At 62.3% G+C, this 17,721-nt stretch carries 19 protein-coding genes and 2 pseudogenes; 14 read left to right on the top strand and 7 right to left on the bottom strand.

Annotation, left to right across the window (positions count from 1 at the left end; all coding sequences use genetic code 11):
- Nucleotides 1-387 precede the first annotated feature (387 nt).
- From METH_RS25180 to METH_RS23985, 7 genes and pseudogenes are all read left to right on the top strand, one after another.
- Nucleotides 388-513 carry a hypothetical protein gene (locus tag METH_RS25180; RefSeq protein WP_281173392.1) on the top strand — a complete coding sequence of 42 codons (126 nt, stop codon included), beginning with the start codon at nt 388-390 and terminating at the stop codon, nt 511-513.
- Between the two features lie 370 nt (nt 514-883).
- A complete protein-coding gene (locus METH_RS14200) occupies nt 884-1,324 on the top strand; it encodes a hypothetical protein (protein ID WP_044008437.1) in 441 nt (146 codons plus the stop codon).
- A gap of 42 nt (nt 1,325-1,366) precedes the next feature.
- Nucleotides 1,367-1,753 carry a hypothetical protein gene (locus METH_RS14195; protein ID WP_156927496.1) on the top strand — a complete coding sequence of 129 codons (387 nt, stop codon included), beginning with the start codon at nt 1,367-1,369 and terminating at the stop codon, nt 1,751-1,753.
- Nucleotides 1,754-1,858: 105 nt separating this feature from the next.
- Nucleotides 1,859-2,807, top strand: a pseudogene (locus tag METH_RS14190) (IS5 family transposase); the annotation flags it as partial.
- 141 nt (nt 2,808-2,948) lie between these two features.
- Entirely contained in the window at nt 2,949-3,140 is a 192-nt protein-coding gene (locus METH_RS22735; RefSeq protein ID WP_024091164.1) for a hypothetical protein, read from the top strand.
- Nucleotides 3,141-3,176: 36 nt separating this feature from the next.
- On the top strand, nt 3,177-3,569 hold the full coding sequence (locus tag METH_RS22730; RefSeq protein ID WP_084013800.1) for a tyrosine-type recombinase/integrase: 393 nt from the start codon (nt 3,177-3,179) through the stop codon (nt 3,567-3,569).
- A gap of 548 nt (nt 3,570-4,117) precedes the next feature.
- Entirely contained in the window at nt 4,118-4,465 is a 348-nt protein-coding gene (locus METH_RS23985) for a hypothetical protein (RefSeq protein WP_156927494.1), read from the top strand.
- Nucleotides 4,466-4,636: 171 nt separating this feature from the next.
- Here the strand turns inward: METH_RS23985 and METH_RS22725 are convergent, their stop codons facing one another.
- Nucleotides 4,637-4,855, bottom strand: a complete 219-nt coding sequence (locus tag METH_RS22725; RefSeq protein ID WP_024091161.1) for a hypothetical protein — start codon at nt 4,853-4,855, stop codon at nt 4,637-4,639.
- Nucleotides 4,856-5,036: 181 nt separating this feature from the next.
- Here METH_RS22725 and METH_RS14170 point away from each other — a divergent pair, with 181 nt between their 5' ends.
- The 3 genes and pseudogenes from METH_RS14170 to tnpC all read left to right on the top strand — a co-directional run bounded on the left by METH_RS14170 (nt 5,037) and on the right by tnpC (nt 7,363).
- Nucleotides 5,037-5,411 (top strand): transposase, encoded by a 375-nt coding sequence (locus METH_RS14170; RefSeq protein WP_245602895.1) that lies wholly within the window; start codon nt 5,037-5,039, stop codon nt 5,409-5,411.
- The gene (tnpB, locus tag METH_RS14165) at nt 5,405-5,758 is read left to right on the top strand and encodes an IS66 family insertion sequence element accessory protein TnpB (RefSeq protein ID WP_024091159.1); all 354 of its coding nucleotides are present in this window, start codon (nt 5,405-5,407) and stop codon (nt 5,756-5,758) included. The genes METH_RS14170 and tnpB overlap by 7 nt, the downstream gene beginning before the upstream one ends.
- 54 nt (nt 5,759-5,812) lie before the next feature.
- Nucleotides 5,813-7,363: pseudogene (tnpC, locus tag METH_RS14160) on the top strand (IS66 family transposase).
- Between the two features lie 263 nt (nt 7,364-7,626).
- On the opposite strand, the gene METH_RS14155 reads toward tnpC, so the two are convergent.
- The 6 genes from METH_RS14155 to METH_RS14130 all read right to left on the bottom strand — a co-directional run bounded on the left by METH_RS14155 (nt 7,627) and on the right by METH_RS14130 (nt 14,470).
- Nucleotides 7,627-8,592: a methylenetetrahydrofolate reductase gene (locus METH_RS14155; protein WP_044008436.1), complete on the bottom strand. Its 966-nt coding sequence runs from the start codon at nt 8,590-8,592 to the stop codon at nt 7,627-7,629.
- Nucleotides 8,589-9,086 carry a methylenetetrahydrofolate reductase C-terminal domain-containing protein gene (locus METH_RS14150; RefSeq protein WP_245602894.1) on the bottom strand — a complete coding sequence of 166 codons (498 nt, stop codon included), beginning with the start codon at nt 9,084-9,086 and terminating at the stop codon, nt 8,589-8,591. The genes METH_RS14155 and METH_RS14150 overlap by 4 nt, the downstream gene beginning before the upstream one ends.
- A gap of 1,167 nt (nt 9,087-10,253) precedes the next feature.
- Complete coding sequence (locus METH_RS14145) at nt 10,254-11,036, bottom strand: arginine deiminase family protein (RefSeq protein WP_024091156.1); 783 nt, start codon at nt 11,034-11,036, stop codon at nt 10,254-10,256.
- 4 nt (nt 11,037-11,040) lie between these two features.
- A complete protein-coding gene (locus METH_RS14140; protein ID WP_024091155.1) occupies nt 11,041-12,645 on the bottom strand; it encodes a 5-guanidino-2-oxopentanoate decarboxylase in 1,605 nt (534 codons plus the stop codon).
- Nucleotides 12,642-13,826 (bottom strand): pyridoxal phosphate-dependent aminotransferase, encoded by a 1,185-nt coding sequence (locus tag METH_RS14135; protein ID WP_024091154.1) that lies wholly within the window; start codon nt 13,824-13,826, stop codon nt 12,642-12,644. The genes METH_RS14140 and METH_RS14135 overlap by 4 nt, the downstream gene beginning before the upstream one ends.
- Nucleotides 13,823-14,470 carry a TetR/AcrR family transcriptional regulator gene (locus METH_RS14130; protein ID WP_024091153.1) on the bottom strand — a complete coding sequence of 216 codons (648 nt, stop codon included), beginning with the start codon at nt 14,468-14,470 and terminating at the stop codon, nt 13,823-13,825. The genes METH_RS14135 and METH_RS14130 overlap by 4 nt, the downstream gene beginning before the upstream one ends.
- Before the next feature lie 97 nt (nt 14,471-14,567).
- On the opposite strand from METH_RS14130, the gene METH_RS14125 reads away from it, so the two are divergent.
- Genes METH_RS14125 through METH_RS14110 form a run of 4 tightly spaced genes read left to right on the top strand, consistent with a single transcriptional unit; the run spans nt 14,568 to nt 17,680 of the window.
- The gene (locus METH_RS14125) at nt 14,568-15,365 is read left to right on the top strand and encodes an ABC transporter ATP-binding protein (RefSeq protein ID WP_024091152.1); all 798 of its coding nucleotides are present in this window, start codon (nt 14,568-14,570) and stop codon (nt 15,363-15,365) included.
- A gap of 36 nt (nt 15,366-15,401) precedes the next feature.
- Nucleotides 15,402-16,166, top strand: coding sequence for a transporter substrate-binding domain-containing protein (locus METH_RS14120; protein ID WP_024091151.1), 765 nt, complete (start codon nt 15,402-15,404; stop codon nt 16,164-16,166).
- Between the two features lie 9 nt (nt 16,167-16,175).
- Entirely contained in the window at nt 16,176-16,922 is a 747-nt protein-coding gene (locus METH_RS14115) for an ABC transporter permease (protein ID WP_024091150.1), read from the top strand.
- Nucleotides 16,919-17,680 carry an ABC transporter permease gene (locus METH_RS14110; RefSeq protein WP_024091149.1) on the top strand — a complete coding sequence of 254 codons (762 nt, stop codon included), beginning with the start codon at nt 16,919-16,921 and terminating at the stop codon, nt 17,678-17,680. The genes METH_RS14115 and METH_RS14110 overlap by 4 nt, the downstream gene beginning before the upstream one ends.
- The last annotated feature ends 41 nt before the right edge of the window (nt 17,681-17,721 follow it).

The raw sequence follows: 17,721 nt of genomic DNA, 5'->3' as shown, positions 1-17,721 counted from the left end.
AGTGCCATTGTGCCGCCTGGGGCGGGGCAATTCAATTGCCTCAGTTGCCAGACGGCTGGTTTGAGTTGAGTTATCGCTAACATATAGTGCTGAACAGGGCCACCTGGAATATTGCGCCTTCCAATCCGTTTGCGAATATGTCAGCCTTGCTGCCGGAATGCTTCGCGCGCGAAACATTGGGACAATAGGACGATACTGCACCAATCCGGTAACGGGCGTGCTTCCCCTTTCCCGGACGGATTCAGCCTACTGTAAATCGGGATCAAGTTGCGGCGGAATAGCTTACGAGATCCCGCCGAGGCATATTGTGAATAGGGGCAAAGCTGTCCCGAAATCGGACCAAAGATCCCGCGAGGCCAAGACTTGATCTATATGTAGGGCGCTCATATGGCTGCCAAGGTTCGCAAGGTCTCCAAACGCGGCGGGGCCCGCATCCGCAAAACTAGGGCGGAAAAGGCCAAGGAGTTCGAATTCAGCCAAGGCGTCCAGAGCGGGCGCACCTACTGGAAGTGATTCCATAAGTGGAGATCCCACGGCGACGAAGGGCTGTTCGACGGATATCGGAAGTGCGGCGGTCACTCTAGATACTCGGATGAAGCCGAGGCCTATGTGGGACGGCTCGTCGACATGTTTCTGGATGAAGAGCGGCAGACGGTCGCTTCTATCGCCGAAAGCGTTGTCGCGGCCATCGAGACGGAGAATGATCGCCGCATCCGGCAATCCGTGTCAGAAGCCGGCTTACCTGCCGTTGGCACCATGTGCGCAAAATTATCATGGACCGGGTGCCGCTCGACCATGCGATCGGGCGGAAAGGTAGGGACCTTGCCTATAAGGACTTCCACTTCCTTGGGTTGCCAACACGCCTGGCGTTCGCGAGGCTGAAGTGCTGCGCTGGCATGGCGATATCGGCGCCATTGGTATTAGCGCCGATGACGGCACGTGGATGAGTGTAACTGCCGCGGAACCGGAGTGGGTCGGCAAGTCCGGCATCGAACTCGACTCTTGGCTGTCGCAGCGTCGCCATGAAGACGCAGACGAACGCGCAGCGCGGCGGGGATTCATTAACGACGCCAACACCGAGAGCTATGGCCCGAAAGCCCTCGCAGGACTCATCCCGTTGCCCAAGACGCCCGAGGAGCTCAAACGGGATATTGCCAGGTTCTCACGGCATACAGACACCGCGCAGCGGCGGCACGCCTTCGCAGAGCACCTCGATCTCCTAGCCGATCTCGATGATGGCGGAGGAGCCCAACCCGAGATCGCCGACCCCGGCCCCAATCCCAATCCGGAGGTCCCTTTCTCTGACGGCGACATGATGGACTGACTATGGCCACCATTGAGAAAGACAATGGTCGTCTTCTGCATCATGAGCGGACTGTTGGGCTTCAACTTCCCGTTTTCGCTCGAAAGCTTTGCCGCACCGCACCTGCCAGTCTTCGTTCTGGTCGTCGTAGTTGTCGCCACCATGCCGATCATGACACTGGGCCTGTCGGCAGCAATAAGCCCCCAAAGTTTGAGCAAAGGCGCAATCTCAGCCGTCATCCCCGGCTTTGTTGAGGTGCTTTTCCTCCTGTGGGACACGGCGCGATCTTCGCAGGCGGGTGGTGCGGACATAATCTGGGTGGCCCTCGCATTCGGTGTGCTCATTCTCCATGCTGCGAACACAGTATTCGATGTGACTAAATGGCCCGTTGCAGCCGATGCCATCCAAGTCGCACATGCGCAGGCGTGCTCCTGTCAGTCATTGTTATAGCGGGTGGTTTCACGGCGGGCGGAATGTCAGTCTGGACAGGGGTATCCATGAACTTGCCCGCTATCGCAGCGGTCATCCTCGGGGAGAGCGGCGGGTTGATGCTGGATCTGGTTTGATCCCGAGAGGGTCTGGCCGCCGCCGCCAACAGGCAAGCCTGGCCGCCAATGCCAATTCAGCGATGCGGCAATCCAGGCCTGCCTTACCCTGAAGGTCCTGTCTGGCATGCCTTTGCGGCAAACCACCGGCGTCGTGCAATGCTTGTTGCGGCTGGCCGGGCTGGACTGGGCGGCACCGGATTTCAGCACATTGTGCCGCCGTCAGAAGACGCTGAAGGCAAGCCTGCCATATCGCGGCGGCAGCGGTCCGCTGAACCTGCTCATCCCGTCTCATGGCTTGCAAACAAACCACTGCCGGGCAGCGGACAGCACCGGCATCAAGGCCGAGGGCGAAGGCGAAGGCGCGTGGAATGCCCGCAAACACGGCGGCCCCAAGCGGCGCATCTGGCGCAAAATACACATCGGGATCGGCGCAGAAACGTTGGAGGTTCGAACGGTCGAGGCCACCACCAGCAACATCGCTGATGCGCCCATGCGGCCCGGACTACTCAACCAAATTCCACCCGATCAAGGCATCGGATCAGTGACCGAAAATGGTGCCTGCGACACCCGGAAGTGCCGCGGCGCGATTGCCGCGCGCGGCGCGCATGCCGTCATTCCTCCGCGCAAAAACGCCAAACCCTGGAAGCCGGCAAGCGCGGGTGCCATCGCACGGACCGAAGCTCTACGGGCCGCAAAATACCTGGGCCGCGCCCTATGGCGACGGTTGACTGGATACCAGCGCCGGCGCCGCGCCGGGATATGAGGAGGGTCTGAAAGTGATCGGGGGGATCATTTTCCCGGCGATTGGATGCACTGTATCAAACTGCTCGATCAAACTGCTCGGCCAAAGCCTCATGGCGCGGGACTTCGACCGCCAAGTTGCGGAAATCCAGGTCCGCATTGCCGTCCTCAATCGCGATACTGCTCTTGGTATACCTGTTGCCGAGCCTGTAGGGGGAAACCGTCCGGGAATGGGGAAGTATGGACACATCCAGATTCGTGCAACAAAGCCCACCCTGATTACCAGCTAATACCAAACGCCGCGCTTCAAAGGCCTGAAAGCCAGCAAGAAGGCCGGATACCGGCGTACACTGGATTTGATCCGAAAGAAGAACGGGCCGAAGGATTTCACCAAGCTGCGCCGCAATAACGTTATCGCAGCGCGTGACGAATATGCGGACCAATGGCGCAAACCCAATGCGATGGTGGAACAGCTTTCGATTCTGGCCCGGCATGCCATCGACCTTGAATGGATCACCTTCTACCCGGCTCAGGGCGTCGAGAACTAGAAAGGCGGAAGCTATGAAGCCAGGCTTGAGCCAAAACTGACAGCTTATGAGCGCTATAGCGACAATTTAAGCCTAACGATTGAACGAGCTATCTATGAACTCTGCATCGGTACAGGGCAGTGCATTGGCGACGCGGTCGCTATGGAATGGGCGCACTTTCAAGGCGGTTACATGGATGTTGTGCAGGAGAAAACCGGAGCACGGCCTTCCATTTTCTGCCCGGAACGGCTGCAGATCTTCCTTGAAAAACTGCCGCGCAGGGGCAAACACATCCTCGCAAAGAACATAACCCAGCACCTCAGCAAGAGGCGGGCTCAAAGCTTGGTGGCCGAGGTCCGCAAGAAAATCGAGGCCGAGGACTTTGTGATTCACGGCTGGCGCAATACGGTGGCCAAGGAACTGGCGGAGGCCGGATGTTCCGACACTTAAATTCAGTCTGTTACCGGACACCAATCGCCTGAGATGGGGAAAAAGTACCGCCAACAGGCAAGGCAAAAACAGCTATCCAAGACGGCTTAGCTGCGCCGAAACAGAACAAAAACAGAATCAAGAGTGTAAAACAAAGTGTAAAACACTCGGAATCACCCGCGGAGCAGCAGGCTCTCCGGTCCGAATTTTCCCTTTAAAATCGGGATGGTGCGGGTGAAGGGACTTGAACCCCTACGCCTTGCGGCGCCAGAATCTAAATCTAGCGCGGATTGTTACTTTTCGGCTGCATAACTTGTTGATTTGCCGAGACATTCCGTGAACACGTCGAGAATCCGGGAAACAGAGGTCTTGCACCCATCCTCAGGAACGGGCTGTCATTCTTTTGTCCGCCAAAAAACGGGGCAGATGTCTCCTATCGGGACACGGAAATCCGCATGTTATCCACAGAGATTCCCAGATCGGAGCTAAAGCAGCTCTCTGGTATGGTAGCCAAGATATAGCCCCCTACCCGATCCGCCGTACAAAATACGGAAAGGAAAAGAGTCATTTTGACCCTTCAAGCCGCAGATAGCGTCAACAGCAAAGATCGTTGCCAAGGCGTAAATTTTACGTTGACCACTTGTGTACCCATACCGGAATATGAACGGGCGCAAGGCTTAACCGTCCAAAGCTTCGCCTCGCGCCCAGATGAAACCACTCCAAAATCAGGAGCAGTATATATGAGAAACTATAAACACAGGATCTCCGATCCCGCCATAAAAAAGAACAGCATTCAGGCGACAGACGGGCGAAGAAGCCTGAAAATTTCCGGCGATGCTTGGTTTATCTGGGGAGTAATCACCATCGCTGCCGCGGCCTTCCTGGTACTGGCAAATTTGGTGCTATTCTCAGGGTAGGGGTTCTGCCTCTAAAGCTGTCCGGTAACCACCGCTGTCCAGCGAATGCGTGGCCCTGGTTATCAGCCAGGACCCGTCAGTGTAAGGCCTGAACCCGGCCGCCCGCAGCTTGTCCTCGGCCATGGCATCCGGATCGCCCGGCATCGTCACCGACAGGGACCGGCCCGCGCGCTACAAGCGCTGCAGTTCGGCCTCGGCCGCCTTCTGTGCCGCTGCCTGATTTGGAAACCGGCGTTTGATCCGCTGGACAGGCTCGCCCTCGCCCGCGGTGCATTCCACTGGCTTGCCCTGGCCGAGATCCTGATAGACGGCAACCACCGATCCAGCCTTCTCCCGGGTGCTGTTGCGGTAGCGCCAGCGGCTTACCTCCTTCGGCGTCAGCGTCAGCACCGGCTTGCCGGTTCAGCGGCCGTCTGCTTGCCCTTCAAAAAGCATCAAGGGCCCTTGGCCGTATGCGCTGTCCCGGCCCCACATTGTAGCGCCTATCCCGTGCTGCGAGATCTTGCACATCTCACAGTGGGGAGTTCGTTTCGCAATGTGCGCTACAAATTCGTTTCTCAAATCGTTGGGCGTGGAGATCTACGCGTCGGGCCACCGGCGTTGGCCGGATGAAGCCAAGGCCCGGGCAGTGGCGGATAAGCTGGAGCCGGGTGCGATGGTGAATGGCGTGGCCGCGCGGTATGGGGTCTTAGCGAACCAGCTGTCGGCCTGGCGTCGGCTGGCGAGGCAGGGGAAGCTGGTATTGCCAGCGGCGGAGCTGGACGAAGCGGTCTTCGCCCCGCTGGTGGTCTGTGATGTTTCGGAGGTGCAGCCGGAGCCGGACATTGCCGCTTCAGCAGAGGTGATCCGGATCGTTTCGGGCGAAGTCAGGATCGAGCTTGCGCCCGGCACCCCCGCAATCCGGATCGCAGAGATCGTGCATGCGCTTGGGGCCACGCCATGCTGATGCCCTCGCAGGGCGTCCGGATACTGGTTGCGACAAAGCCGGTGGATTTCCGCAAGGGCCACGACGGCCTGGCAGCGCTCGTGCAGTCAACGCTGGCGGAAGATCCCTTTACCGGCACGGTCTTCGTGTTCCGCGCCAAACGGGCGGACAGGATGAAGATCCTGTTCTGGGACGGCAGCGGACTTGTGATGGCATATAAGCGCCTTGAGGAGAGCAGCTTCACCTGGCCCGCCATCCGCCACGGGGCGATGACGCTGAACCGCGCGCAATTCGAGACGCTGTTTGCCGGGCTGGACTGGCGGCGGGTGCGATCCCTGGAGGCACGCCGGCCGGCTGCGGCAGAGTGACTCGGGCTGCGGAAAGCCTGCCCTTCAAGGTGCAGATCGAGCTATTCTCCGGCCATGTCCAGTGCCCCGCCCATCGACCTTTCTGCCATTCCGGAAGACCAGCGTGACGCAGTTCTTGCAGTGTTGCGCGAGCGGGATGTGCTTCGGGAGGCCAACAGACGCCTGGAGCATCTCGTCGCCGAGCTGAACCAGGTCGTGCATGGCAAACGGTAGGAGAAGCTGAGCGAGGACGAGCGGCAGCTGGCCTTTGAGGATCTCGAGGCTGCGGTGGCCGAGGTCGAGACGCAGCAGGACACGCAAGCGGCTTCCGCTCCGGCGCTGCGGAGGGCAGCCCGCCGCAACCGGGGCAATCTGCCCAAGGACCTGCCTCAGATCGAAAAGGTGATCGATCCGGACAGTTTGGACTTCCCATGCGGGTGCGGCGAGATGCACCGGATCGGCGAGGATCGCACCGAGCGACTGGATATTATTCCCGCGCAGTTCCGCGTCATCGTAACCGTCCGACCCAAGTATGCCTGCCGCGCCTGCGCCGAGGGTGTCACCCAGGCACCGGCCCCCGCGCACCTGATCGAGGGCGGGCTGCCGACCGAGGGCGCCATCGCGCATGTGCTGGTCAGCAAGTTCTCGGATCACCTGCCGATATACCGCCAGAGCCAGATCCTGGCCCGCTCCGGGATCGACCTGCACCGCAGCACGCTCGCCGATTGGGTTGGCGCCGCCGCCTTCCACCTTGGCCCGGTGGTCGACCGGCTCGCTGAGCACCTGAAGGGCTCAGGCAAGCTGTTCATGGATGAAACCACGGCGCCGGTTCTGGACCCGGGCCGGGGCCGGACAAAGATCGGATACCTTTGGGCGCTGGCCCGGGACGACAGGGGATGGGGCGGCGATGACCCGCCCGGTGTGGTCTTCACCTATGCTCCCGGCCGCGCCGGGCAAAACGCGGAACAGATATTGCAGGGCTTCGATGGCATCCTGCAGCTCGACGGCTACCAGGTTTACAATCGGCTGACGCGTCCCTCTCGCAAGGGCGGCGACCCAATCCGCGTGGCGCATTGCTGGGCCCACGCCCGCAGGAAGTTGAAGGAGGTCTTCGACCGCGATGGCTCGGAGGTCGCCGCCGAGGGACTGCGCCGGATTGCGGAACTCTACCGCATCGAGGCTGAGATCCGCGGCATGGGCCCCGGCCAGCGGCTGTCGGCCCGGCAGACCCGCACCGCGCCGCTGGTCACCGAGTTCAGAGAATGGCTGCAAAGCCAGCGCCGCCGGATCTCCTCAAAGTCGCGTCTCGGAGAAAAGCTGGCCTACATCCACCGTCAGTGGGACGGGCTGCAGACCTTCCTCCACGACGGCCGCGTCGAGATCGACTCCAATGCCGTTGAAAACCTGATCCGCCCTATCGCTTTGACGAGAAAGAACGCGCTCTTCGCTGGCCATGACGAAGGCGGCCGCGCTTGGGGCCGCATCGCTTCGCTCATCGCCACGGCAAAGATCAACGGCGTCGAGCCCTTCGCCTACCTCAAGGCCACCCTCGAAGCCATCGCTGCAGGATACCCCGCCAGTCGGCTCGACGAACTCCTCCCCTGGAACTTCCCACAGTCAAGCTGATCCCGCGTGAGGCGGGGGCAACGCTTATCCTTGGCCTTAAACCCAGGCGTATGGTTTGCCCGCTTCGGCATCTGTGAACTAATTCTCGCTCAAGATCAGCAGGCGGCAAACCGCAGCCTGAGCACGTTTCCGGTTTTCGGCGGCGCACGCAACAGTGCCCGCCGGAACGCAGCAGGCCGACTCTATCGGGCGGGCACCGGCAGCGGGAAAGGCGGCTTCAAAGGACGCCCGATGCCCTGCATAAAACTTCCACTCCCCTGGAATTATCTCTTGCGGGACGCCAGAACTCCAGACGCCCGTATGATCTCAGAGACCTCGTGCTCCTTCCGATAAGCCATGACATGCACCCCGGAAACACCGGCTATCTCACGCATTTGCTGGATCAGCTCCACGCAGATTTTCTTGCCTTCCTGCCCGGGTTTTTCAGCCTTCTCCATACGGTCAATGACCGCGTCCGGCACATGGATCCCCGGCACATTGGAGCGCATCCACCGTGCCGCCCGCGCCGAGGCCAGCGGACCGACGCCGGCCAGGATGTAAACTTTCTTGTCCAGCCCCAGGTCCCGCACCCGTGCCATGAATTTTTCGAACAGGGGGACGTCGTAAATGTAATTGGTCTGGATGTATTCAGCCCCGGCTTCCACTTTCTTGGCCAGTCGTTCGGGGCGCCATTCATAGGGCGGAATGCAGGGGTTCTCCGCCGCTCCCAGAAACAGCAGCGGCGGATTTTTGATGGTGCGCCCGGACAGGAATTTACGCTCATCCCGCATTGTCCGGATGGTGCGTAGCAGCGACAGTGAATCGAAATCGAATACGGGCTTGGCTCCCGGCTGGTCCCCCACTCCTACACCATCCCCGGTCAGGCACAGCACATTGCTGACCCCCATGGCCGCCGCCCCCAGCACGTCGCCCTGAATGGCGATGCGGTTCCGGTCCCGGCAGGAGATCTGGTACACAGGCGAGTACCCCGCCCGGGTCAGCAGCGCGCTGATTCCGATCGAGGACATATGGCAGTTCGCGCCCGAGGCATCGGTGGCATTGATTGCATCGGCAACCTCGCCGAGGGGGCGCGCGGCATCATAGACGTCCGCAGGGTCCGCGCTGTCGGGCGGGTTCAGCTCTGCGGTGATGGCAAAGCGGCCGGAGCGCAGCACCCGTTCCAGCCGGCTGTGCGAAACATGGCCTTCGGGCGGCGCCGAGTAGGGCTGGGGCAAGGTATGATCCATCATTTGTTACCCTTCGTAGCCCGGGTGGGCTCCTCCGCCAGCGGCGCGGCTGAGGGTTCGTTTTTGCGGGCATCCGGGAAGGCGTCCGCAATGGCCGTACGGCGTTTTTCCCGGGCTTCCCGCAGATGCGCCGCTTTTTCGCGACTGACCCGCAGCCAGGAGGAAGAGCCTTCGAGGTTGCGCTCGACCGGCGGCAGCACGGTGTGAATCTGCGCGCCCCCTTTCATTCGCGACGCCCCGTCCCAGGCCAGCGCCCAAACGCATTTCATTTCCGGTTTGACTTCGCAGAAGCCACCCGGCCTCACCCCGCCGCAGGGGCCGTTGCGCAGCTGTTTGGGGCAATTCATCGGGCAGGACATGCCCGTTGATGACAACACGCACTGCCCGCACATCTTGCAATCGAACAGCACGGTCTTGACGCATTTCTCCACCAAGGCGATGGGGCGCTCGACCCGCTCATACCCGATCCTTCCCAGGACCGGGTCCAGCGCGATCATGACCCTTTCCACGCGCTTGTATATCCACTCAAAGCTGCGGGAGTGGCGAATGGCAAACAGGCGAATCCTGTACAACGGGTTTCCCTTTCTCCATGCACTTACAAAGTCTTATCTGTGCGCTGCGCTGCATTGAACTTGAAATAGTCTTCGCGCCCTCAGTCTCCATGTTTTCTGCTGTTTGCGGAAGCCCCTTACCCGCCGGGCATTCCGGTTCCGGCCCGGCAGGCGCCTTTGGCCCAGCCAGGCCCGGCCCAAAGGTGCCTTGCGCCAAATTGGCATGGCTGAAGTCACCGGGCTGCTGCCGCTCCGGGTGAAACCCAATCAGAATGGTTCCCTTAAATGTTAGTGCCTGTCCTGCCGCTGGCGCTGGCAGGTCAGGCGGTCACGCCAGGCAAAGGCCCTAGATTTGTTTTGCTATCATTTTGCTGCACAATTTTTTCTTCTGAGGCGGTGAGAAGTTTTAACGTACTGATATTAATTTTATTATTTCGTCTTCCGGTGTGGGTGGGCTGACTGCGTCTCCGCCATCACTCATTGAAATCATTGAGAAAGTTGGCGATTGGGTGGCTTGCCCTCCGTATGCTGCGCAGCAGCTGATTTGCGCTTGAGTGCGATGCCGCGCGACAGGACGGAGTTCATCGCCGGGAGAGCTCTGAAAGGCACCTAAGTGTTTTCATCTTCCTGCTTCGACATCTCCCTCCATATTGATACCCGCCCATCACCACGCAGCAGTTCAATCTGAAGGCGGCCATTGCGAACCTGTTGATCAGGGGTCTTTGGCGGCTTCATGTTGTGTTTGGTGATGAGAGGGGGGGGGGCCGATCTGCAGCCGCAGTGCTGACGAGGAGTGCACCAATATGCCCAAGCAGGTCGGATTGCGGCCTGGGAAAGCCTCTCTGTACGTCGGGTTTTGCTTCCCGCAGTGGCAGGGGTTTGCGGGGATGAACAGCTATTACCAATAGACTGCCGGTCAATTTTCCCGTTCAAATCCGGCATCTTGGGCGGAGGCATCGGCGCGCCATAGCGGCGAATGGGTGCCTCTGCTCTGTTCCGGCTGGCAGACGCCATTGAGCGCCGGGCGGGGGCAGGCCGCGGTCCGCTCCAGGGTTCCCCGCAGCCAGGCTGGCCGCCGCTGCGCGGAAGACGGAGGGACCGCGGCCGCGGGAATCAGAAGCGCAGCGACAGGCAGGACATGCCGCCGTCCAGTTTGGCGCAGTCGGTGTTGTCGATCTCGACGATCTCGTAACCTGCCTTGCTGAGCACTTCGGCGGTACGCGGGAATCCTGCTGCCATCAGCACCAGATTGTTGAACCGGATGGCATTGGCGGCCGCTTCCTCGCCCTCGGCGACATGCAGCACCCGGTAGCCTTCGAAGCAGCCTGAAGCATCCAGGCGCTTGGTGGACAGGATCGTCTCGGCGTCCATCAGCGAGCAGTCGGTCTTGAAGTGCAGCACGCCTTCGGGGGTGAAAACCTCGCGGAGGCTGTGGCCCCATTCGGCGGCAATCGCGGCCAGTTCGGCGACGCCTGCGGCATCAGTGCGGTCGGACCGTCCGACCAGGATTTCGCTGCCGGTCACCAGGATGTCGCCGCCTTCGATATGGCCGGGGCTTTTGATTTCGCGGACATTTTCGTAGCAGCCGCGCAGCGTCGGGGCCATTTCAGCCACTTCGCCCAGCCGCGACGGCGCGCCGGGGCGCATCAGGATGGCGCCCTGGGGCAGGCACAGGGCGGTGTCCTCAACGAACTGGGCGTCGGGGAAGGCGTCCAGCGGCTCCAGCTCGATCACCTCGGCGCCGGTGCTGCGCAGGGCGGCGACATAGGCTGCGTGGGCGGCCAGCATGCTGTCCAGATCCGGGTTGCCGATGTCCTCGGCCCGCAGGCCGTTGGCGATGGTGGAGGCAGGGCGGCGGGTGATGGCCCGGCTGAACTCAAAGGAAGGGTTTTTCATGAGGTTACTCCTGACCCGGAACAGGTCCGGTGATTTCGATTTCGACGATGGACGGGGCGCCGCTGCGGCTGGCTGCGGCGAGGGCCGCAGCGACGGCCTGAGGATCCATCGGCGTGCGGGTGTAGGGAATGCCGAAGGAGGCGGCGGCGGGGCCGAACTCAGGCGGGGTAGGGTCGCAGCCCACGACAGGGACGCCCACGGCCTCCATCGAGGTGGCGATCTCGCCGTAGCCGCGGTTGTTCCAGATGACGAAGGTGACGGGCAGGTTTTCATCCGCGGCGGCCATGATCTCGGGCAGGGAGAACTGGGCGCCTCCGTCGCCTGCAATGCAGATCACATGCGCGGACGGGTCGGCAAGCGAGGCGCCGATGGCGGCGGGAATGCCGTAGCCAAGCGCGCCGTAGCCGGTGGCGGCATTGAACCAGCCGCCGGGGCGGTCGTGGTCGTAGTAGAGGTTGCCGGCATAGATCGGCTGGGTGGAATCGCCCACTATGAGCGCGCCCGGCACCGCTGCGCGCATGGCGTTCAGCACTTCGACCTGGGCGCGGTAGTCCGGGCCGATTTCCTTAAATGCGGCGGCGCGGGCCTGTTCGGCGCGTGCAGCGCCCTGGGTTTGCTTCGGCGTGCTCGTGAGCATGGCCAGCAGCGCGGCGGCGGCCTCGGCGGCGGATCCCGGAATTGCCAGTTCCGTGTTGTGCCGGGCCAGTTGTTCCGGGCAGATGTCCACCCGGATCAGCCCGGCCATCCGGGGCAGGCTGCCGATTGCGTACATGTCGTAGTCGGTTGGGCCCAGCTCGGTTCCCAGCGCCAGCACGCAATCCGCCTTTTCAATCAGCCCGCGGACGGCCTGCAGGCTGGGGCTGGCCGGGACCGTCAGCGGATGGCCGTGCATCAGGCCGCGGGCGTTGACCGTCTGCACCACCGGCGCGTCCAGGTGTTCGGCCAGGGACTGCAGGTCTGGGCCTGCGGCTTTCGCGCCGCCGCCGGCCAGGATCACAACTTTGGCGGCTGCTGAAAGCCTGTTTGCCGCTTGCGCAATCAAAGCGGGGTCCAGCCGCGGCCAGGCGGCTGCTGATGCTGCCGCGCTGTCCTCAGAGGCGGTGCCGGCCACGTCCAGCGGGATCTGGATATGGGTGGGGCCGGGGCGGCCTGCGGCGAAAGGGGCAAAGACGCGGTCCAGCGCTGCGTCCAGGTCTGCTGCGGCGGCAACATGTTCGGAGGTCAGCGCCACGGTTTCCATCAGCGCGTGCTGATCCGGCAGCTCGTGCAGGTGGCCGTGGCCCTTGCCGAGCGTTGTGCTGGCATTGACGCCGGAGACCACCAGCATCGGCACCGAATCCGCCCGCGCCTGGGCCATCGGGGTCAGCGTGTTGGTGAGGCCGGGGCCGGTGATCACAAAGGCCACGCCGGGCTGGCCGGAGACCCGGGCATAGCCATCGGCCATGAAGCCTGCGCCCTGTTCGTGGCGGGGGGTGACGTGGCGGATGCCGGACTCGGCAAGCCCGCGGTACAGCTCGACCGTGTGCACGCCGGGGATGCCGAACACGCAGGTCACGCCGCGTGCCTTCAGCCCTGCCACCAGAGCCTCGCCAACTGTTGCCTTGGTCATGCGACGCTCCTGGACTTGCGGTTTGCGTGGGCGGTGATCCGGTCCAGCGCAGTGGCAAAGCTGCCGTCGTCGATGGTGAGGGCAACACGCACCCAGTTTGTGAGGCTGTCGCCAAAGGCGGAGCCGGGCATGACGGCGACGCCGCTGTCCAGCAGATCCCAAGCATAGGCATCACCGTCCATGTTGGTGGCAGAGACGTCGATCAGGGCAAACATGCCGGCCTCGGGACGGTGGACACGCAGTTCGGTTTCACCGTGCAGCCGCTGCAGCAGCAAATCGGTGCGGGCGGCAAAGCGGGCGGCCATGCCGGCCGCCACCGGGGAGCCGTCGCGCACGGCCTTTTCGGTCATGTCGGCAATAAAGGGCTGGTTGCCGAACAGCATGGTCTCCGACACCGGCAGCAGTGCAGTGCAGAACTCGGCCGGTCCGGCGCACCAGCCGCTGCGGAACCCCGGTGCGGCGTGGGATTTGGAGATCGAGGAGACTGCGATCACCCGGTCGGCGAGTGCCGGTTCAGAGAGCGGCGATACAAACTCCGCACCCTCGAACACCAGATGCTCGTAAACCTCGTCGGAAATGATCCAGAGGTCATGCTTGAGGGCCAGTTCACCAATTTCGCGCAGGTCTTCAGCGGTCAGGATAGCGCCGGTGGGGTTGTGCGGGGTGGTCAGCAGGATGGCACGGCTGCGCGGCGTGATGCGCGCGGCCAGGTCGCTGGCCTGCATCCGGAAACCGGCCTCAGGCCGCAGCGGCACTGGCACCATGTCCGCACCCGAGGCGCGGATGACGCCCTCGTAAGTGGCATACATCGGATCGCCCACCAGCACCTCGGTGCCGGGTTCCGCAACGCCTTGCAGCACCGCATAAAGCGCAGTCTGGGTGCCGGGAAAGCAGAGGATGTTCTCCGGTCCGAAATGACGCCTGCGGCTGGCGGTATAGGCGTCGGCCAGGGCGGCGCGCAGGCGCGCCTCGCCACGGCCGTCGGAATAGCCGGTGCGGCCTGCCTGCATCGCCTGCGCGGCGCTTTCAATCAGGTCCGGCGGGGTGGGCACATCCGGCTCGCCGATGGTCATCTCGACTAGATCGGCCCCTGCTTCGGCCAGCTGCCGTGCTTTCAGGTGCACTTCCCATTTGCCGCCGCCCAATCCGGCCAGCCGTTCGGTGATTGCTGTCAGCCTCATGACCTTTCAGCCCCTTGTTCCAAATTCAGTCCTGTTATTGCGGCAACCGATTGCCGCCCGATCTCTTCCAGTTCTCCCGGCGCGAAAGCATCGGGCAAAGCGCCGCCTTCCAGCCACAGCCCGTCGATCAGGGCGTTGCAGGCAATTGCCAGCCGGCGCAGCCGCGCGGGCGGGGCGGGGCGGCCGGCTTCTTCCAGCGCGGCGGTGATCAGCGCCTGCAGCTGGTCGCGGAAATAGGCATAGGTGCGTTCGTGCGTTGCCTTCATCTGCGGATCCTGCTGCACCTTGTTGAGGAAGCTGGCCCAAAGCGCGATGGCGCGCGGATCCACCACCGGCGGCGTCAGCGAGGCAGTCACAAATGCGGTGAGCCGGGCCAGGGCAGATCCCTGAACGCCCGACGCCGGGGCAAATGTCTGATCGCTCATGAAGGTCATGTGATGTTCATAAGCGGCGGTGATCAGCTCTTCCTTGGAGCTGAAGTAATGCCGGATCAGACCCTGGGTCACGTCTGCGCGTTCGGCAATTCCCCGCACCGTTGCCCCGCGCACGCCGTTTTCCGCCACCAGTTCCAGTGTGGCCAGAATAAGCGCTTCCTTCCGCGCTTCGGCGGATTCACGTTTGAATTTGCGGCGCTCGTCGGTCACCTCAGCTCCTGTTTTTTGCCTGGCAGAGTAATTATACGCTTGCATAATTACGCGAGTCGCGGCTTACTGCAATCGGAAAATTCGGGAAGACGCTAGAATGGACACAGCCGCTGCTGCCTCATCAGCTTTGGAAATTGACGCGCGCCGCGAGGCGATCCGGGTTGAGGATCTGCACAAGTCGTTTGGCAATCTGGAAGTGCTGAAGGGCGTGTCGCTGACCGCCCGTCAGGGCGATGTGGTGGCGATCATCGGCGGCTCCGGTTCGGGCAAGTCGACCATGCTGCGCTGCATCAACTTTCTGGAAACGCCGAGTTCGGGCAAGATTGTGATCGGCGGCGAGGACGTGGCGATGCGCGGCGATGGCACCCCTGCCAATCAGAAGCAAATCGAACGCATCCGGACCAAGCTGGCGATGGTTTTTCAACAGTTCAACCTGTGGACCCACCGGACCTTGCTTGAGAATGTGATCGAGGTGCCGGTGCATGTGCTGAAGGTGCCCAAGGCAGAAGCCATCGCCCGCGCGCATGAGCTGCTGAACCGCGTGGGTCTGGGCGGCAAGGAAGATACCTATCCCGCCTATCTGTCCGGCGGCCAGCAGCAGCGGGCGGCGATTGCCCGGGCGCTGGCGGTGGACCCGTCGGCGATGCTGTTCGACGAACCGACCTCGGCTCTGGACCCGGAACTGGTGGGCGAGGTGCTGACGGTGATCCGCGATCTGGCCGCCGAGGGGCGCACCATGCTTCTGGTGACGCATGAGATGAAATTCGCGCGCGAAGTCGCGAACCACGTTGTCTATCTATATCAGGGCCGCATCGAAGAGCAGGGGCCGCCTGCCGAGGTCTTTGGCAATCCGCAATCAGAACGGCTGAAGCAATTTCTGAGTTCGGTCGCCTGATCCACAACCACAATAAACACCAACTGGGAGAGACTTATGAAACTGAAAGCATTGCTTGCCGCTGCCACCGCAGCTGCTGCTCTTACTGCCGGCGCCGCTGCAGCGGAACAGGTGAAAATCGGCATCGCAGCAGAGCCTTACCCGCCGTTTGCCTCGCTCGACAGCTCAGGCAACTGGATCGGCTGGGAGGTCGAGGTGATCAACGCGGTTTGTGCTGCGGCAGAACTGGACTGCGCGATCACACCGGTGGCTTGGGATGGCATTATCCCGTCGCTGACAGGCCAGCAGATCGACGCCATTATGGCCTCCATGTCGATCACCGAGGAACGTTTGAAGACCATTGATTTCAGCGACCCCTATTACAACACCCCGGCGGTGATCGTTGCGGATAAGTCGATGGACATCGCGCCGACGCCGGAGTCGCTGGCAGGAAAAGTCGTTGGCATCCAGGCCTCGACCATCCACCAGGCCTATGCGCAGGAATACTTCAAAGATGCCGAGCTGAAGGTCTATCAGACCCAGGATGAAGCCAATCAGGATCTGTTTGCGGGCCGTATCGATGCGACCCAGGCCGACAGCATCGCGATGGCGGATTTCGTGAACTCCGACACCGGCAGCTGCTGCGAGATCAAGGGCGCGGTGGCCGATGATCCGGCAATCCTGGGCCGTGGTGTTGGTGCCGGCGTGCGCAAGGGCGATGACGATCTGCGCGAGGCGATGAACAAGGGTATCGCGGCGATCCTGGCCGACGGCACCCACGAGAAGATCACCGCCAAATACTTCACCACCAGCATCTACTAAGGCGCTGAAGTGACCGGACTGTTCGAATTACTGGGCCTTGGCGCCAGCGCGGAGCTGCTGTCGCTGTCGGGCTGGGGAGGCAACCTGCTGCGCGGGCTTGCCAACTCCCTGCAGATCGCCTTTGGCGCCTTTGGGCTGGGGCTGGTGATCGGGCTGTTCGGAGCCTATGGCAAGCTCTATGGCGGGAAGGTCACGCGCGACCTTCTCGCCATTTACACCACGGTGATCCGGGCGGTGCCGGAATTGGTGCTGATCCTGATTCTGTATTACGTCGGCAGCGATATCATCAATAAGATCTCCGAGGCGATGGGCGGCGGCCGGGTCGAGATCAACGGCGTTGCGGCCGGCATCTGGGTCCTGGGCGTGGTGCAGGGGGCCTATGCCACCGAAGTATTGCGCGGCGCCATCAAGGCGGTTCCCGTGGGCCAGATCGAGGCGGCGAAATCCTATGGTATGCCCGCCCTCATGATCATGCGGCGGGTGACGATCCCGGCAATGATGAGCTTTGCGGTGCCGGGGCTGGCGAACCTGTGGCTGATCGCCACCAAGGACACCGCGCTGCTGGCGGTTGTGGGCTTCAACGAGCTGACGCTGGAAACCCGGCAGGCAGCCAGCAGCACACGGGCCTATTTCACATTCTTCCTGGCGGCCGGCTTTCTGTACCTGATGGTGACGCTGTGTTCCGGCGCGGTCTTTGCCCGGGTTGAGAAATGGGCGCGGCGCGGCCAGCCCTCGCTGAAGGGGGGCAAGACATGACCGGCCTGAAGGAGCTGATGCAGCCGCACCGCATCGTGATGATGATGGTCTTTGCAGGCCTTGTCGCCTGGTGTGCGGTGTCGCTGCGCTGGGACTGGATCCCGCAATATGCGCCATTGGCGCTGGAGGGGCTGTGGACCACGATCTGGATCCTGGCAGTTTCCACCTTTATGGGCTTCATGCTGGCGGTGCCGCTGGGATTGGCGCAGGCTGTGGGTCCGTGGTACCTGTCTATTCCTGCCCGCACCTTCTGCACCATCATCCGCGGAACGCCGCTGCTGCTGCAGATCTGGCTGCTCTATTACGGGCTGGGCTCGCTGTTTCCGCAATTTCCCTGGATCCGCTCCTCCGAGCTGTGGCCCTATCTGCGGCAGGCCTGGCCCTATGCGGTGCTGGCGCTGACGCTGTCATATGCGGGCTATGAGGGCGAGGTCATGCGGGGGGCGTTTTCCAGCGTCGCCAAGGGGCAGCTGGAGGCGGCGAAGTCCTTTGGCATGCCGCGCTTTACCATGTTCCGCCGGATCTGGCTGCCGCAGGCGATCCGCAACGTGCTGCCGACCCTGGGCGGCGAGACCATCCTACAGCTGAAGGCGACGCCGCTGGTGGCGACGATCACGGTGGTGGAGATCTATGCGGTGTCCTCCCGCGTGCGTTCCGACACCTTTATTGTCTATGAACCGCTGCTGCTGCTTGCTGTTGTTTATATGGCGATTGCGGGGGTGATTGCCTTTGCCTTCCGGCGGTTTGAAAGGGGCTGAACTGCCGGGCGCCGAGCCCGTTTTGCGGCGGGCTGAGGATT

The sequence above is a fragment of the Leisingera methylohalidivorans DSM 14336 genome, from assembly GCF_000511355.1.
Lineage (GTDB): Bacteria > Pseudomonadota > Alphaproteobacteria > Rhodobacterales > Rhodobacteraceae > Leisingera > Leisingera methylohalidivorans.
The sequence above is the reverse complement of the archived record's forward strand: the minus strand, read 5'-3'. Positions and strand labels throughout refer to the sequence as shown.